Here is a 16,283-nt window from a genome sequence, read left to right on the forward strand (position 1 = left end):
TCAAATCAATACATAAACACGGTTAAACCGGTTGTAACTTTTGTCGCCGTCGATATTGGAGCGGTCAGAGGTCGCACTCCCCATAACAAATCGATTCACTATCGAAAGGTTCTCTCATGAAAACGAAGTTTCTGGCGCTGGCAGGTGTGGCCGCGCTCGGCTTTGCCCTTCCGGCCCAAGCCTCCATCATTATCGACGTCAATGGCAAGACCAATTCCGGTGTGGTGACCCCTCCGGGCACGCCGCTGACCCAGCCGGTAACCGTGTTTCTGGAACAGGGTCGCTATCTGCTGACGTTCGTCGCCCCCCCGGTCGGTGCGTTCACGGCGGTCAACGTCTGGAACAACAACAACGGTTCCGGCTGCAATTCGTCTGGCTCCAATTGCGTACGCGGCTGGTTTAACCGCGCTGATTATTATCTCGGTTCGGATGCCACCACTTACAAGACCATTGGTTCTTCGGCCCAGGCGAACCGCTTCCGCACGGCGGCGCTTTCTTTTGCCAATGCTAGCAACCCGCTCAATGCCAGCGTGTATACAAAAGAAATTATTGTTGGTGCTGGTGGGCAGAACTTCAGTGCCTTCCTGCGCGATACGCCGACCACCGACAACTTCGGCGGTATCAGCCTGTCGCTGGCTGCGGTCCCCGAGCCGGCGACCTGGGCGATGATGATCATGGGCTTCGGCCTGATCGGCGGCGCCTATCGTTCGCGCCGGACGCAGGGCAAGATCAGCTTCGCCTGACCTGTGCTGGCTGCGTAGCGGCCGGTGCTGTGAATTTGCAGACCCCGGTGGTGCCGATGCACCGCCGGGGTTTTGCTTGTTGCGGCATGGCGAAGCGCTTGGCATGGGCGTGCAGCACCGCGCCGGAGATTTTCCAGTTTGCCTGATCCCCAATCGCCCATGTCTGTCTATGACCAACTGGTGGCGTCAGGCGAGCTGCGCGCCGATCCGGATCAGCGCGCAGCGGCGGCGCGGCTCGCGGCGCTCCGCCGTGCACTGACCGACAAACCGCAGCGCGGTAGCCTGCTCTGGCGGCTTGCGGGACGCAAGCCAGAGGCGCCGCGCGGCATCTACCTTTGGGGTGGGGTCGGGCGTGGTAAATCGATGCTGATGGATCTTTTTTACGACCATCTCGCCATAACCCGTAAACGCCGCGTCCATTTCCACGCTTTCATGGCCGAGGTGCACGCGCGCCTACGCACCGAGCGTGCGAAGGAGAGCGGCGATCCCATCGCGCCGGTTGCTAACGCGCTGGCCGCCGACCTTGACTGCCTATGCTTCGACGAAATGGTCGTGAACAACAGTGCTGATGCTATGATCATGTCGCGATTGTTTACCGCGCTGATCGGACAGGGGCTGACTTTGGTCGCAACCAGCAACCGTCCGCCCGATGACTTGTACAAGGATGGGCTGAACCGGGAACATTTCCTGCCCTTCATCGCGCTGATCAAGGAGCGGATGGAGGTTATCGGTCTCAACGGCCCGACTGATTATCGCCGCCAGCGGCTCGGCGACGGCGCGCGCTGGTTTGTGCCAGCCGATCAGGTGGCCAGCGATGCAATGGCCGCAGCGTTTTTCCGCCTGACGGATTACCCGCCCGAAGATCGCGCGCATGTGCCGACGTACGAGCTGGATGTGGGCGGCGGTCGCACGTTGCATGTGCCCAAGGATTTGAAGGGCGTCGCCGTATTCTCCTTCAAACGGCTGTGCGGCGAGGCGCGCGGGGCGAGCGACTATCTGGCTATCGCGCGGCGCTATCATACAGTCTTCATTGTCGGCATTCCGCGCATGGGGCCGGAGAACCGGAACGAGGCGGCGCGCTTTGTGACGCTGATCGATGCGCTCTATGAATATCGCGTCAAGTTGCTGGCGAGTGCGGCCGCGTTGCCCGATCAGCTCTATGTCGCGGGCGATGGCGCGTTCGAATTTGAACGCACCGCAAGCCGCCTCGCTGAAATGCAGTCGGACGATTATCTGGCGGAAGGGCACGGCCCGCGCTGACACGAGGGAGAGGGATTGCCATGAAGCGGCTCATCACATTGGCGGCGTTGCTGGCGGCAGCTCCAGCATTTGCGCAAGGCAATAACGAGCGGCGCCTTGCCGAAAGGGCGCTGTTTGAGCGCATCGTTGAAATTCCCACGGTGGCGGGGCAGCCGCAGGCCTTCAAGCAGCTGACTGACCTGCTCGCCGCCGAATTTCGCCGCGCAGGCATCACCAATGTTGTCATCAAAGACCATGACGGCACCAGTTCGCTGATCGCGCGCTGGCCGGCCTCTAAGCCGTCGGGAAAAAAACCGATTTTGCTGATGGCCCATATGGATGTGGTGGACGCCAACCCCGCCGACTGGAAGCATCCGCCGTTCGAGTTTCGCGCCGAAGGCGGCTATTATCTCGGGCGCGGGACCAACGACAATAAGGCGGGACTGACGGGCATTTTGCTGGCGCTCAAATATCTGCGCGCCGAAAACTTCGCCCCGACGCGTGACATCATCATACTGTTTACCGGGGACGAGGAAACGACCGGCAACGCCGCGCGGCGTGCAGCCAGCGAGTGGCGCGACCTGATCGACGCCGAATATGCGCTGAACAGCGACGCAGGCGGCGGCGCGGTTTATGGCGATGGGCGGGTCGACGGCTATTACATGCAAATTGCCGAGAAAACTTATGCCGACTTCAAGCTAACCGCGACCAATCCTGGCGGACACAGCAGCGTGCCGCGCCCCGATAATGCCATTTACGCGCTGGCGCATGCCCTGACGGCAATCGAGCGCCACCGCTTTGCCCCGATGATCAACGACGCGACCCGCGCGGGTTATCAGCTGCTGGCCAAGGGAGAGACGGGGCAGCTTGGTGCGCTGGTGCAGGCTTTCCTCGCCAACCCCGCCGACCGGGTCAATGCTGACCTGCTTGAGGCTTTTGATCCCGGCGGCACGCGGACGCGCTGCGTCGCGACCCAGCTCAGCGGCGGCCACGCCCCGAACGCGCTGCCGCAGCGCGCCGAAGCCAACGTCAATTGCCGCATCTTTCCCGGCGTCACCATCGAGGCCGTGCGGCAGGAACTGCAGGTCCTCGCCGGGCCCGATGTGACGGTGGCGGTCGAGCCCAAATCGACGACGCCCGAAACCGTGCCGTCGCCGGTGCGGCAGGACATTGTCGATGCTTATCGCGCGGCCGTGGGGGTGCGCTTCAAGGATGCACCGATCATCCCTTTCCAGTCTGCGGGCGCGACTGATGGCGCTTTCCTTCGCGCGGCGGGCATTCCCGTTTATGGCTTTGGCGGACTGTGGAGCCGCGTCGGCGAAAGCTATGGCATCCACGGGCTCGACGAGCGGGTGGCCGCCGATGGCTTTCACGATTCTGTGCCCATCTGGATGGAAATGCTCCGCCGCGTCGCTGGGTAGGCAAGTTATCGCTATTGCGAACTGATTGCAAAGATAGTCTTGATAGCAGCAAGATTGCGACTTGTCGGCTGTCATTAATCGGCCTAATTCGGCGGCAATTCCGTTTGCAGGACTTCAGGAAGGACGACTCATGGCTCGCAAGAAAATCGCGCTGGTGGGCGCCGGCAACATCGGCGGCACGCTCGCCCATCTCGCCGCGCAAAAGGAACTGGGCGATATCGTCCTGTTCGACGTGGTCGAAGGCGTGCCGCAGGGCAAGGCGCTGGACCTGTCGCAGTGCGGCCCGGTCGAAGGCTTCGATGCCAAGGTCACCGGTTCCAATGATTATAAGGATATCGCGGGCGCCGATGTCGTCATCGTCACTGCCGGGGTAGCGCGCAAGCCGGGGATGAGCCGCGACGACCTGCTCGGCATCAACCTCAAAGTCATGAAGGCGGTGGGCGAGGGCATCCGCGACAATTGCCCCGGTGCCTTTGTCATCTGCATCACCAATCCCTTGGACGCGATGGTGTGGGCGCTGCGCGAATTTTCAGGCCTGCCGCATCACATGGTCGTCGGCATGGCGGGCGTGCTCGATTCGGCCCGGTTCGCGACCTTCCTTGCGTGGGAATTTGGCGTGTCGGTGCGCGATGTGAATGCTTTCGTGCTGGGCGGCCATGGCGACACGATGGTACCCGTACTTTCTTATTCGACCGTCAGCGGCATTCCCGTCCCCGATCTCGCCAAGATCAAGGGTGTTGATGCGGGACGGCTCGACGAGATCGTCAAGCGGACGCGCAGCGGCGGCGGCGAGATTGTTGCATTGCTTGGTACCGGCTCTGCCTACTACGCGCCTGCCGCGTCGGGGATCGCGATGGCCGAGGCCTATTTGGGTGACCAGAAGCGCATCCTAGCCTGCGCCGCTTATGTCGATGGCAAATATGGGCTGGACGGGCTCTATGTCGGCGTTCCGGTGGTGATCGGCGCGGGCGGTGTCGAGGATATCGTCGAAATCGCGCTGTCGGAATCCGAAAAGGCCAACCTCAAAGTGTCGACCGATGCTGTCGAGGAATTGCTGGTGGCGTGCAAGGCGCTGGATTCGTCATTGGCATGATTGCTTGGGGCGACTTGCACGAAGTTAGGTCGCTCAAAGATGCGTGAAGCCGTGGTTGTTAACGGTGTCGCAGGGTTGGTCGGCTTTGGGATCGTGTTTATTGCAACTTGGTTTTTCCCGACACTTGGGATGATCTGGTTCGTTGTTGCATGTGGTAATTTTCTTTTCAGCCTACTCTTCTCGCGAGCGACGCTGGATCGAAATTTGTCCGTTTTGATTCTCACTGCCGCAGCTTTCTTTGCTGCTGCGGCATTTCGCTAGGATAAAGAAGTCATGTCCATCCTCATCAACAAGAACACCAAAGTCATCACGCAGGGTATGACCGGCGCGACCGGGACTTTTCATACCCAGCAGGCGCTCGCCTATGGCACGCAGATGGTCGGCGGGGTGACGCCGGGGAAGGGCGGGACGATGCATGCCGAAACCGGCCTGCCCATCTGGGACACCGTCGCCGCCGCGCGCGATGCAACCGGCGCCGACGCCAGCGTCATCTATGTCCCGCCGCCGTTCGCTGCCGATTCGATCCTCGAGGCAATTGCCGCCGAAATTCCGCTGATCGTGTGCATTACGGAAGGGATCCCGGTGCTCGACATGGTGCGCGTCAAGCGCGCGCTTTCGGGTTCCAAATCGCGGCTGATCGGCCCCAACTGCCCCGGCGTCCTGACGCCCGGCGAATGCAAGATCGGCATCATGCCGGGCAGCATCTTTTCCAAGGGCAGCGTCGGCGTCGTCAGCCGCTCGGGCACGCTCACCTATGAGGCGGTGTTCCAGACCACCAATGTGGGGCTCGGCCAGACCACTGCGGTCGGCATCGGCGGTGACCCCGTCAATGGCACCAACTTCATCGATGTGCTCGAGCTGTTCCTCGCCGACGAAGCGACCAAGAGCATCATCATGATCGGCGAAATCGGCGGCGATGCCGAAGAACAGGCCGCGCAGTTCCTGATCGACGAGGCAAAGAAGGGCCGCAAAAAGCCGATGGTTGGCTTTATCGCCGGCCGCACCGCGCCTCCCGGTCGCCGCATGGGCCACGCCGGCGCGATCGTGTCGGGCGGCAAGGGTGACGCCGAAAGCAAGATCGCAGCGATGGAAGCGGCCGGTATTAAAGTTTCGCCGTCGCCGTCGTTGCTAGGTGAGACGCTGGCTGGGGTGCTGAAAGAGCGGGTGTAGCTGCGTCCGCGGAGAGATAAAATGAACATCGAACGCATCAGCTTTGACACCGACGAGGTGCAACCCGGTCCCAGCTGGGCGCGCGCGGGCTGGCCGCTGGTTGACGATGGTGATTTCACCGCGGCGCTCGACCCCATGCAGATGCAGGTCGCGGTCAAGTCGGCGGCGGCCAAAGCCGGGGCGCCCATCGCTGATGGTGATGTAGCGCGCGCCGCCGATGCGTCGATCCGCGCGATGATGCTGATCCGCACCTATCGCGTGCGCGGGCATCTGGCGGCGAAGCTCGATCCGCTCGGCATCCAGAAGCAGGAGATTCCGGCCGACCTGACGCCCGAATATCACGGCTTTGTTGGCGCTGAACTCGATACGCCCATCTATCTTGGCGGCGCGCTGGGGTTGGACAGAGCCAGCATCCGTCAGATTGTCGCGATCCTGCAGGCCAATTACTGCGGCCCCGTTGGCCTTGAATATATGCACATCGCCGATGTCGAGGAGCGCCGCTTCCTGCAGGAGCGGATGGAGGGTGCCGACAAGCATATCGAATTTTCCCCCGCCGGCAAAAAGGCGATCCTGAACAAGGTGATCGAGGCCGAGGAGTGGGAGAAATATCTCGCGCGCAAATATGTGGGCACCAAGCGCTTCGGCCTTGACGGTGGCGAGTCGATGATCCCGGCGATGGAAGCGATCATCAAATATGGCGGCCAGTACGGCGTCAAAGAAATCGTCTATGGCATGGCGCATCGTGGGCGGCTGAACATGCTCGCCAATGTGATGGCCAAACCCTATCAGGTGATTTTCCACGAATTTTCGGGCGGCAGCGCCAACCCCGACGATGTTGGCGGGTCGGGCGACGTCAAATATCATCTCGGCACCAGCACCGACCGTGAATTTGACGGCGTGTCGGTACATATGTCGCTGGTCCCCAACCCCTCGCACCTGGAAGCGGTCAATCCGGTCGTGCTGGGTAAGGTGCGCGCGCAGCAGGCGGCACGCGGCGACCTCGACCGCCATGAACAGGTGCTGCCGGTGTTAATCCACGGCGACGCGGCCTTTGCCGGACAGGGAATTGTGTGGGAGTGCCTGGGGTTCTCAGGGATACGTGGGTACAACACCGGCGGTTGCATCCACTTCATCGTCAACAACCAGATCGGTTTTACAACCAGCCCGCAATTCGCGCGATCGTCGCCCTATCCCAGCGATGTGGCAAAGGGGGTGCAGGCGCCCATCCTGCACGTCAACGGCGACGACCCCGAAGCGGTAACCTTTGCCTGCAAACTCGCCATTGATTTTCGCCAGCAGTTCAAGCGCGACATCGTCATCGACATGTGGTGCTATCGCCGCTTCGGCCACAATGAAGGCGACGAGCCGAGCTTTACGCAGCCGCTGATGTACGCCAAAATCCGTCAGCATCCGCCGGTTTCGAGCATCTATGCCGGGCGGCTGGAGCGCGAAGGCGTGATCGCGGCGGACGAAGCCGACGCGATGCGCGCCGCCTTCGTTGCGCGGCTTGAAAGCGATTTTGACGCGGCAAAAAGCTACAAGGCGAACAAGGCCGACTGGTTCGCGGGGCGCTGGTCTGGACTGCATATGCCCGCCGATCCCGAAGGCGCGCGGCGCAATGTTTCGACCGGCGTGTCGGACAAATTGTTCGACAGCATCGGCCGAACGCTGACCACCATCCCCGAAGGGCTGGAGGTGCATAAAACGCTGCGCCGGGTGATCGAGGCGCGCGGCGCGATGTTCGCAGCCAAAGATGGCGAAGTGTTCGACTGGGCCACTGCCGAGAGCCTCGCCTTCGGCACGCTGCTCAGCGAAGGCTATCAGGTCCGCCTGTCGGGGCAGGATTCGGGGCGCGGCACCTTCAGCCAGCGCCACGCCGTCTGGGTCGATCAGAACACGGAAGAAAAATATATCCCGCTCACCACTGTGCCGCATGGCCGGTTCGAGGTGCTGGACTCGCCGCTGTCCGAATATGGCGTGCTCGGCTTTGAATATGGCTATGCCATGGCCGACCCCAAAGCGCTGGTGCTGTGGGAGGCGCAGTTCGGCGACTTCGCCAATGGCGCGCAGATCATGATCGACCAGTTTATTGCGGCGGGCGAGGCGAAATGGTTGCGCGCCAATGGGCTCGTGATGCTTCTCCCGCATGGCTATGAAGGGCAAGGGCCCGAACATAGTTCAGCGCGGCTCGAACGCTTTCTCCAGCTGTGCGCCAGCGACAATATTCAGGTGTGCAATATCTCAACACCATCCAATTACTTCCATGTGTTGCGCCGCCAAATGCTGCGCCCGTTCCGCAAGCCGCTGGTCATCATGACGCCCAAATCGCTGTTGCGGCACAAACTCGCCGTTTCGCTGCGCCGCGATTTTATTGGCGAGGCGCATTTCCGCCGCATCATGTCCGACCGCACCCCGCCCGCCGATGCCGATGTGAAGCGCGTCGTATTGTGTTCGGGCAAAGTTGGTTATGATCTGATGGAGGCGCGCGATGCGGCGGGCCAGGCGGACACGACGGTGATCCGCATCGAACAGCTTTACCCCTTCCCCGGGGATCCGCTGGCGCTGCGCCTGTCGCGCATGCCAAGCCTCGAAGACGTCGTCTGGGCGCAGGAAGAGCCGAAGAACAATGGCAGCTGGTCTTTCGTGGAACCCTATATCGAAGAGGCGCTGACGGTGGCGGGCAAAAAGGGCATGCGCCCGCGCTACGCCGGCCGGCTCGCGGCGGCATCGCCAGCCACCGGCCTGATGTCGCGCCACCAGACCGAACAGGCCGCGCTGGTCGCCGATGCACTGGGGCTGAGCCGCCGTGCGGAAATCCGGCGGACGCGGAAATAACTGTGCCCCGGCGATTGCCGGGGTCCAGAGCGGATAAGACAGAAGCTGGACCGCTGCTTTGGCAGGGGAACAACAAAGAGAAACGAAAATGAGCACCGAAGTCAAAGTCCCCACATTGGGCGAAAGTGTGACCGAAGCCACGATCGGCGAGTGGTTGAAACAGCCGGGCGAAGCGGTAGCCGCTGACGAGCCCATCGCTAGCCTCGAAACCGACAAGGTGGCGGTCGAGGTGCTTGCCCCCGTTGCAGGCGTGATGGGCGCGCATGGTTATGCAGCGGGCGACACCGTCGGTGTCGGTGCGGTAATTGGCAGCATCGAGACCGGGGAAGCGGTCGCTGCCAAGGCGGCTCCGGCGGCGGTTGTAACTGCACCGCCTGCCGCCGAAGCGGTCGACAATGTCACGACCCTGTCGCCCGCCGTGCGCCGTCTGGTGCTTGAGCACGGCCTTGACCCCAGCAAGATCAAGGGCAGCGGCAAAGACGGCCGCCTGACCAAGGAAGATGTGCTCGCTGCCGCCAACGCCGCGCCGGAAGCCGCGCCCGCGCCGGTTGCGGCGCCGATCCCCGCGCCCGCGCCCGCCGCCGCCCCCACAGGAGCCCGCCGCGAAGAGCGCGTGAAGATGACGCGGATGCGGCAAACCATCGCCAAGCGCCTGAAATCCGCACAGGAAACTGCGGCGATGCTGACCACCTTCAACGACTGCGATATGTCGGAAGTGATGGCGCTGCGCGACCGCTACCGCGACATGTTCGAGAAAAAGCATGGCGTGCGTCTGGGTTTCATGAGCTTTTTCACCAAGGCGGCGGCGCTCGCAGCCAAGACCATCCCTGCGGTCAACGCGCGCATCGACGGTGATGAAATCGTCTATTTCGACTATCTCGACGTTTCGGTGGCGGTCAGCGCACCCAATGGGCTGGTCGTGCCGGTGGTCCGCAACGCCGACGCCATGTCCTTTGCCGACATTGAAAAGGCGATCGCTGATCTTGGCCGCCGCGCCAAGGATGGCACGCTGACCATGGAGGACATGACCGGCGGCACCTTCACCATTTCCAACGGTGGCGTTTTCGGCGGGCTCATGTCCACTCCGATCATCAACCCGCCGCAGTCGGCGGTGCTCGGCCTCCACCGCATCGAAGACCGCCCCGTCGTGCGCGACGGGCAAATTGTCATCCGTCCGATGATGTATCTGGCACTCAGCTACGACCACCGCCTGATCGACGGGCGTGAGGCGGTGACCTTCCTGAAGACGATCAAGGAAGCGATTGAGGATCCGGGCCGTTTGTTGGTGGATTTGTAAGGGCGTGAACAATGACTGACACCAACTACGACCTCATTGTCATCGGCGCTGGCCCCGGCGGCTATGTCGCCGCGATCCGCGCGGCACAGCATGGGCTTAAGGTCGCGTGCGTGGAAAGCCGCGCGACATTGGGCGGCACCTGCCTCAACGTCGGGTGCATCCCTTCAAAGGCTCTGCTCCATGCCTCCGAACTCTATGACGAGGTCGCGGGCGGGCATCTGGCCAAATATGGCATGAGCTTTGGCACCGCCAAACTCGACGTCGCGGCGATGCTGGCGGAAAAGGACAAGGCGGTCGGCGAGCTGACCGGCGGGATCGAATTTCTGTTCAAGAAGAACAAGGTCGACTGGCTGAAGGGGCACGCCGCCTTTACCGGCGTCAACACGATTGATGTCGGCGGCACCAGCTACACCGCCAAGAATATCCTCGTTGCCACCGGCTCCAGCGTCACCCCGCTGCCCGGCGTCACCATCGACAATGACAAGGGCGTGGTGGTCGACTCGACCGGCGCGCTGACGCTCAAAGCCGTCCCGAAAAAGATGGTCGTGATCGGCGGCGGCGTGATCGGGCTGGAACTGGGCAGCGTGTGGCGGCGGCTGGGCGCCGAGGTGATCGTCGTCGAATTTCTCGATCAAATCCTGCCCGGCATGGACGATGATATCCGCAAGGAAGCGAACAAGATTTTCAAGAAACAAGGCTTCACCATCCGCACCGGCACCAAAGTCACCGGCTGCAGTGTGAAGGGCAAGAAAGCGACGCTGACGATGGAGCCCGCAAAAGGCGGTGCAGCCGAAACGCTCGACGCCGACGTCGTGCTGGTCGCCATCGGTCGCCGTCCCAACACCGACGGGCTGGCGCTCGACAAGGCGGGGCTCGCCGTCAACGCGCGCGGGCAGATCGAAACGGACCATGATTTCCGCACCACTGTCCCCGGCATCTGGGCGATCGGCGATGTCATTCCCGGCCCGATGCTGGCGCACAAGGCCGAGGATGAAGGCGTTGCCTGCGCCGACAATATCGCGGGCCACACCGGTATCGTGAACCACGCCGTCATCCCGTCGGTCGTCTATACCTTTCCCGAGATCGCGGGCGTCGGTCTGACCGAGGAGCAGGCGAAGGCGCGCGGGCCCGTCAAGATTGGCAAATTCCCAATGATGGCCAACAGCCGCGCCAAGACCAACCGCCAGACTGACGGGCTGGTCAAGGTCATCGCCGACGCCGACAGTGACAAGGTGCTGGGCGTGTGGATTATCGCGAGTGTCGCGGGCTCTATGATCGCAGAAGCTGCTGTTGCGATGGAATTCGGCGCGACCAGTGAAGATATCGCGCTCACTTGCCACGCCCATCCGACCCATGCCGAGGCGCTGAAGGAAGCGGCGATGGCGGTGACAGGCAAGCCGATCCATATCTAGCGCGAAAGGGCGCCATGCCCGGCCTCGACAACATCATCCTCATCCGTCTGCTCGACCTTGCGGGCATCGGCGTGTTCGCGCTGTCGGGCGCTTTGATGGCGGTTCGCCTACGGCAAACCCTCGTCACCGCCAGCTTTTTCGCGCTCGTCACCGGTGTCGGTGGGGGAAGCGTGCGCGACCTGCTGATCGGGGCACCGGTCTTCTGGGTACAGGACGGTGCGATAGCCGCGGTGTGTATTGCGATTGCGCTGATCGTTTGGCTGACGCCGCAGCGCTGGTGGGACGGGCGGCTGCTGGAATGGGCCGATGCGGTGGGGCTGGCGGCCTACAGTGTGTTCGGCACGGCGAAGGCGCTAGCATGGGGTGTGCCGCCGGTGCCAGCGCTGCTGATGGGGGTGATCACCGGCTGCGTTGGCGGGATCATCCGCGATTTGCTCGCGGGCGTGCCGTCGATCATCGTGCGGCCCGAAATTTATGTGACAGCGGCGGCGCTTGCGTCGGGGCTGTTCTTGTTACTGCTTTGGATCGGCACCACTTTGCCCGTCGCCGCAGTGGCGGGAGCGATGGCTGGCTTCATCTTGCGCGGTGCCGCGATCCGCTGGTCACTGGCGCTCCCGGCCTATCGCGGGAATGATCATTGAAAACAACGCGCTTTCCTATATCGCACCACTGTGCTTCCATCGTGGCATGTTCGAACTGGCCGCCAATCCATTGTCAGAATATGTGCGATACCGAGTGAAGTTGCGCAGTTTTCTGGGGCTTTCCGCGAATCATCCCGGCTTGCCTTTCGCTCCAAATCTGGCAGCTTGTGACCGATGACCAGCGCCAGACTTCCCGCCATTGCCGCCCGAGTGCGCGCGCAAGCGACGGCGCTGCCCGCGCTGTATGGCCGTTTCGATTTCGACCGGGCGCCCGAACGCTGGGCGGCGGCGCCGACGGACACGACCGAACTCGGTCGCACAAGGGGTGTGGCACGCGAACCCTACCTGGCCGACCCCGATCTCACCGCGCGCATCCGCGAATATACGATGTTGGGCGATCGGGCGGGTGACGCCTATGCCGCGCTCACGCGTGCGCTGGGGTTCCGCCAGACCGTCGATATGCTGGTGGCCGCCTGCGACAAGGGGGTCGAGGCTGTCCCCGATGCCCCGCCCGAACTTGCCGCATTAATTGCCGAGATGGAGGCACGGCCCGACTGGGTGGACATGCAACTGGTAGCCGAAGGCGCGGCCTATGAGCGCAACGCTACGGCCAACCTTTCGCCCTTCCTGATCCGCGGCGCGTTCATCGCTACTTTCCTCAACAAATATAGTGCGCTGCCGATGGCGCTCACCGGGACATTGAGCCACGCCACTGCCGCGCGCCGGGTAAAGGAAACCGCGACCTTCTTTGCCACCACCACACTTCCCGGTGCGCTCGAACGCTTTGGGCCAGGGTTCAAGGCGGCGGCGATGGTGCGGCTGATGCATTCGATGGTGCGCGTCAATGTGTTGTCGCGCGAGGGGATGTGGGATGCCGCCACCTATGGCGTACCGATCCCGCAGCTCGACCAGATGCCTGCCGGGCTCATCCCCATTTACTTCCTGTCGCAGGAGGTGCTGGGCAAGGGACGCCAACATTTTACGCGAGAAGAGCGGGGGCGCGTGGAGATTGCACGGTATCGCTGTTTCCTGCTGGGATTGCCCGAAGATCTGCTCGCCGACACGCCCGAGGAGATCGTTAAGATCTGGCGCACGCGCAGTGCCACGCTGCGCTATGACTATGACGATAAAATCTGTGGCGGCCTGCTACGCGCGACGATGGAGGCCGAGCTATCGGGCGACCGTAGTCTGAAGGGACGGATCATGCGCCGCCTCGAACGGTCGGTCAGCCGGGTATTCTTCGTGCAGGCATTCCTGAATGGCGATGTCGAGCGCGCGGCGAGCGTTGGCGTGGTAGTCACGCCCGCCGACCGTGCGATTCACGCCGCGACCATGCTCGCGCTGATGGGCCGGATGGCGGCTTATCGCTTGGCCAGCCGTCTGCCCGTCATCGGCGAACTGGCGGACCGCCGCCTCGTCGCGCGCATCAAACGCCAGCTGCACAGCTATGGCCATGCGCAATTCACCAGCAACGCGGCGGAATATCGCCCTGCCACTGCCTGAAAGGCCAATATGCAACCCCAGCAAGTTACCGCCAATGGCATTACCATCACCTATGAGGACAAGGGGCCACGCGATGCGCCCGTCATGTTTCTGATCATGGGGTTGGGCGGCCAGCTTACCCTGTGGCCTGACGAATTTATCGATGCCCTGAACGGTCGCGGGTTCCGCACCATTCGCTATGACAATCGTGACGTTGGACATTCGACGCGCTTCGATGCGGCGGGGGTGCCCAATGTCAAATGGATGGTGGTCAAATCGATCTTCGGCTTGCGCCCCACATCACCCTACACGATTGCCGATATGGCGAGCGACGCCACCGCGCTAATGGATGCGCTGGATATCAACCGCGCGCATGTTGTTGGCGCGTCGATGGGCGGGATGATCGCCCAACACGTGGCTGCGCGTGTGCCGGAGCGGTTGCTGTCGCTTACGTCGGTCATGTCGACCACCGGCAACCGCCGTCTGCCGCGCGCCAAGCCGGAGGCGATGAAAGCGCTCGCCGGGCGGCCGACCAGCGGCGACCCCGAAGACATGATTGCCTATATGAAGCGCGCCGCCGGCATCATCGGCAGTCCGGCCTATCCGCCGACCGAAGAACGGCTCGACTGGCGTGTGCGCCGTGATTTCGATCGCGCCTGGTATCCGCCGGGCTTTGCCCGCCAGATGGCCGCGATCATCGCCGACGGTGACCGGCGGCCGCTGCTGCGGACGATCACGGTGCCGACGCTGGTCATCCATGGTGAGGACGATCCGCTGGTGCCGCTCGCGGGCGGCAAGGACACGGCGGACAATATTCCCGGTGCGCGGCTGCTGACTATCCCCGGCATGGGACATGATTTGCCGTTGGCGCTGGTCGATACGCTGGCCGACGCCATCACCGACCATGCGCGCGGGGTCCTGGCTGCAACTTAATCTAGCAGACGCGTCAGCCAGCTGACTTCCTTGTTCGCCGTGCGCGGCACCGCCGGCACCCAGCCGCGACATTCGAGGCAGGCCGCCTGCACCGACGGATTGGCAGCGAGCAGGCTCATATCCTGCACCAACCGTGCCTGGATCAGCTGGCGGTTGACCCCGGCCAGCGCAAACCAGCCGCGCGGCGCGCTGGCTGTTGTCGGCGCAGCTTGCTGGGTAAAAGCAGCCAGAAATTGCGCAAAGGGATCGGGTGCATTTTCAAAATACAGCGGGTAAAATTCGCCCTCGACCTTGGCGAGTTTGGCGGCATAAGCCACCGCATCGCCGATCCCGCCGAACTGGTCGACCAGCCCCAGCTGGCGCGCGGTTCCCCCAGCCCAGACGCGCCCCTCGGCAATTTCACGGACCTTGGCGATGTCCATCTTGCGCGAATTTGCGACCAGCCCGGTGAAGCGAGCATACATATTTTCGACACTGGCCTGTGCCATCTGGTTAAATTCGGGACTGACACCGCCCAAGATGTTGGGCTCACCCGACAGCGGCCCCGTCTTGATGCCGTCGGCGCCGACGCCGATGTTGTCTAGGGCTTTTTCGAAGCTCGGCAAAATGCCAAAAACCCCGATCGATCCGGTGATGGTGTCGGGTTCGGCAAAGATGCGGTCGGCGGGCGTGGCCACCCAGTAACCGCCCGATGCCGCGACATTGGCCATCGACACGACGATGGGCAGCTTCTTGGCCTTGGCGCGCAGCAGTGCCTGACGGATTTGTTCCGAGGCCATAACGGAGCCGCCGGGTGAATCGACGCGCAGGACAATGGCCTTTACATTGCTATCCGCAATAGCCGTCAGAATATGTCCGGCGATGGTGTCACCACCTGCCGTGCCATTGGGCTGCTCGCCATCGACAATTTCGCCCACCACCGGGATGACGGCAATGGGCGCGCCACTGGTGGGGAAGGGGTTGTTGGCCAGCCACGCGTCATAGTCGATGGCATTGAAGGCCCAGGGCTGGTTGTCGTCAGGCCGCCCGGCAATTTCGCCCACGCGGGCTTCGAACGCCAGCCGCCCGCCAATCTTGTCGACCAATCCGGCGCGTAGCGCGGCGGTCGCCAGATCGCCTTGCGCGGCCAGCGTCGGCGCTACCGGATTGGCGATGAACTCAGCCAGCTTCGCCTTGGGCCGTGCCTTGGCAACATCGGCCTGCCACTTGGTCCAGATGACGTCGACATAGGCACGCGCAGCGGCTTCGGCCTCGGGCGACTGGTCGCTGCGGATGAAGGGCTCGACCGCACTTTTGAAGGTGCCAACCCGATAAACATTGGCGGTGACGCCCAGCTTGTCGAGCAATTCCTTATAATAAAGATTGGTCCCGCCTGGCCCGGTAATCAGCGCGCCGCCGATGGGATCGACCCAGATTTCGCTGGCATGTGCGGCAAGCTGATAGGCATCATCGCCATAGGCTGAGGCAAAGGCCAGCACCGGCTTCTTGGCGGCGCGCACCTTGCCGATCGCTTCGCCGACTTCGGCGAGCGCGACTTGGCCGCCGCCCATGAAGCTGTCGAGGTCGAGGACGACCGTTTTGACACGCTTGTCGGTCGCAGCCGTTTCGAGCGCGTGGACGACATCGCGGACGCGATATTCGCGCACCGGCATCCCGCCCGCGCCGGTCAGCGTGGCAAAGGGGTCGATATCGGCGGGCTGCTCGCTGAGCACGCCTTCGAGCTTGAGCAGCAGCGCGCCCTCGCTCACCGGCAGCGCCGCATTGGGCCGCGCCGTCAGCAGGCCGAACAGCACCACAAAGAAGAGCAGCAAGAACAAGAGCGCCAGCGCGTCTTTGATGGCTACCAGCAGTCGCCACACTTTGCGCGGAAAGCTGACGCCGTCGGTCGGCGGCGGCGGCGCGCGCCGGACGGGGGCCGAAGGCGGCACGGAGGCAGGGGCGGGCGCAGCGATATCGTTCATGGTGCTATAGCTAGGGTTGGCCCGGCCGCTTGGCAATGGCGGCTTCGACCGGCACC

The 16,283-nt window shown here is 62.9% G+C and carries 14 protein-coding genes; 13 read left to right on the forward strand and 1 reads right to left on the reverse strand.

Annotated elements, in window-relative coordinates; all coding sequences use genetic code 11:
* Positions 1-116 precede the first annotated feature (116 nt).
* The 13 genes from AC2TC0_RS04110 to AC2TC0_RS04170 all read left to right on the forward strand — a co-directional run bounded on the left by AC2TC0_RS04110 (position 117) and on the right by AC2TC0_RS04170 (position 14,266).
* Positions 117-743, forward strand: coding sequence for a PEPxxWA-CTERM sorting domain-containing protein (locus tag AC2TC0_RS04110; RefSeq protein WP_484716207.1), 627 nt, complete (start codon positions 117-119; stop codon positions 741-743).
* Positions 744-902: 159 nt separating this feature from the next.
* The gene (gene zapE, locus AC2TC0_RS04115) at positions 903-2,003 is read left to right on the forward strand and encodes a cell division protein ZapE (protein WP_484716208.1); all 1,101 of its coding nucleotides are present in this window, start codon (positions 903-905) and stop codon (positions 2,001-2,003) included.
* Positions 2,004-2,023: 20 nt separating this feature from the next.
* Entirely contained in the window at positions 2,024-3,403 is a 1,380-nt protein-coding gene (locus AC2TC0_RS04120) for a M20/M25/M40 family metallo-hydrolase (protein WP_484716209.1), read from the forward strand.
* A gap of 130 nt (positions 3,404-3,533) precedes the next feature.
* Positions 3,534-4,496, forward strand: a complete 963-nt coding sequence (gene mdh / locus AC2TC0_RS04125; RefSeq protein WP_484716210.1) for a malate dehydrogenase — start codon at positions 3,534-3,536, stop codon at positions 4,494-4,496.
* Between the two features lie 39 nt (positions 4,497-4,535).
* Positions 4,536-4,757 carry a hypothetical protein gene (locus AC2TC0_RS04130; RefSeq protein WP_484716211.1) on the forward strand — a complete coding sequence of 74 codons (222 nt, stop codon included), beginning with the start codon at positions 4,536-4,538 and terminating at the stop codon, positions 4,755-4,757.
* A gap of 12 nt (positions 4,758-4,769) precedes the next feature.
* Complete coding sequence (sucD, locus tag AC2TC0_RS04135) at positions 4,770-5,666, forward strand: succinate--CoA ligase subunit alpha (RefSeq protein WP_484716212.1); 897 nt, start codon at positions 4,770-4,772, stop codon at positions 5,664-5,666.
* Between the two features lie 21 nt (positions 5,667-5,687).
* Positions 5,688-8,501, forward strand: coding sequence for a 2-oxoglutarate dehydrogenase E1 component (locus AC2TC0_RS04140; RefSeq protein ID WP_484716213.1), 2,814 nt, complete (start codon positions 5,688-5,690; stop codon positions 8,499-8,501).
* A gap of 88 nt (positions 8,502-8,589) precedes the next feature.
* Positions 8,590-9,798 (forward strand): 2-oxoglutarate dehydrogenase complex dihydrolipoyllysine-residue succinyltransferase, encoded by a 1,209-nt coding sequence (odhB, locus tag AC2TC0_RS04145; protein WP_484716214.1) that lies wholly within the window; start codon positions 8,590-8,592, stop codon positions 9,796-9,798.
* A gap of 11 nt (positions 9,799-9,809) precedes the next feature.
* On the forward strand, positions 9,810-11,210 hold the full coding sequence (gene lpdA, locus AC2TC0_RS04150) for a dihydrolipoyl dehydrogenase (RefSeq protein WP_484716215.1): 1,401 nt from the start codon (positions 9,810-9,812) through the stop codon (positions 11,208-11,210).
* Between the two features lie 14 nt (positions 11,211-11,224).
* Complete coding sequence (locus AC2TC0_RS04155) at positions 11,225-11,851, forward strand: trimeric intracellular cation channel family protein (protein WP_484716216.1); 627 nt, start codon at positions 11,225-11,227, stop codon at positions 11,849-11,851.
* Positions 11,841-12,029: a hypothetical protein gene (locus tag AC2TC0_RS04160; protein ID WP_484716217.1), complete on the forward strand. Its 189-nt coding sequence runs from the start codon at positions 11,841-11,843 to the stop codon at positions 12,027-12,029. Before AC2TC0_RS04155 ends, AC2TC0_RS04160 begins: the two co-directional genes overlap by 11 nt.
* Complete coding sequence (locus AC2TC0_RS04165) at positions 12,026-13,354, forward strand: hypothetical protein (RefSeq protein ID WP_484716218.1); 1,329 nt, start codon at positions 12,026-12,028, stop codon at positions 13,352-13,354. Before AC2TC0_RS04160 ends, AC2TC0_RS04165 begins: the two co-directional genes overlap by 4 nt.
* Positions 13,355-13,363: 9 nt before the next feature.
* Positions 13,364-14,266, forward strand: a complete 903-nt coding sequence (locus AC2TC0_RS04170) for an alpha/beta fold hydrolase (protein WP_484716219.1) — start codon at positions 13,364-13,366, stop codon at positions 14,264-14,266.
* On the opposite strand, the gene sppA is transcribed toward AC2TC0_RS04170, so the two are convergent.
* On the reverse strand, positions 14,263-16,227 hold the full coding sequence (gene sppA / locus AC2TC0_RS04175; protein ID WP_484716220.1) for a signal peptide peptidase SppA: 1,965 nt from the start codon (positions 16,225-16,227) through the stop codon (positions 14,263-14,265). The genes AC2TC0_RS04170 and sppA overlap by 4 nt on opposite strands.
* Positions 16,228-16,283: the final 56 nt, after the last annotated feature.

The organism is Sphingopyxis sp. sgz302558, from assembly GCF_057220455.1.

Coding starts and splice junctions, on each gene's coding strand:
- AC2TC0_RS04110 (WP_484716207.1), top strand. CDS start 117: ATGAAAACGAAGTTTCTGGCGCTGGCAGGTGTGGCCGCGCTCGGCTTT.
- zapE (WP_484716208.1), top strand. CDS start 903: ATGTCTGTCTATGACCAACTGGTGGCGTCAGGCGAGCTGCGCGCCGAT.
- AC2TC0_RS04120 (WP_484716209.1), top strand. CDS start 2,024: ATGAAGCGGCTCATCACATTGGCGGCGTTGCTGGCGGCAGCTCCAGCA.
- mdh (WP_484716210.1), top strand. CDS start 3,534: ATGGCTCGCAAGAAAATCGCGCTGGTGGGCGCCGGCAACATCGGCGGC.
- AC2TC0_RS04130 (WP_484716211.1), top strand. CDS start 4,536: ATGCGTGAAGCCGTGGTTGTTAACGGTGTCGCAGGGTTGGTCGGCTTT.
- sucD (WP_484716212.1), top strand. CDS start 4,770: ATGTCCATCCTCATCAACAAGAACACCAAAGTCATCACGCAGGGTATG.
- AC2TC0_RS04140 (WP_484716213.1), top strand. CDS start 5,688: ATGAACATCGAACGCATCAGCTTTGACACCGACGAGGTGCAACCCGGT.
- odhB (WP_484716214.1), top strand. CDS start 8,590: ATGAGCACCGAAGTCAAAGTCCCCACATTGGGCGAAAGTGTGACCGAA.
- lpdA (WP_484716215.1), top strand. CDS start 9,810: ATGACTGACACCAACTACGACCTCATTGTCATCGGCGCTGGCCCCGGC.
- AC2TC0_RS04155 (WP_484716216.1), top strand. CDS start 11,225: ATGCCCGGCCTCGACAACATCATCCTCATCCGTCTGCTCGACCTTGCG.
- AC2TC0_RS04160 (WP_484716217.1), top strand. CDS start 11,841: ATGATCATTGAAAACAACGCGCTTTCCTATATCGCACCACTGTGCTTC.
- AC2TC0_RS04165 (WP_484716218.1), top strand. CDS start 12,026: ATGACCAGCGCCAGACTTCCCGCCATTGCCGCCCGAGTGCGCGCGCAA.
- AC2TC0_RS04170 (WP_484716219.1), top strand. CDS start 13,364: ATGCAACCCCAGCAAGTTACCGCCAATGGCATTACCATCACCTATGAG.
- sppA (WP_484716220.1), bottom strand. CDS start 16,227: ATGAACGATATCGCTGCGCCCGCCCCTGCCTCCGTGCCGCCTTCGGCC.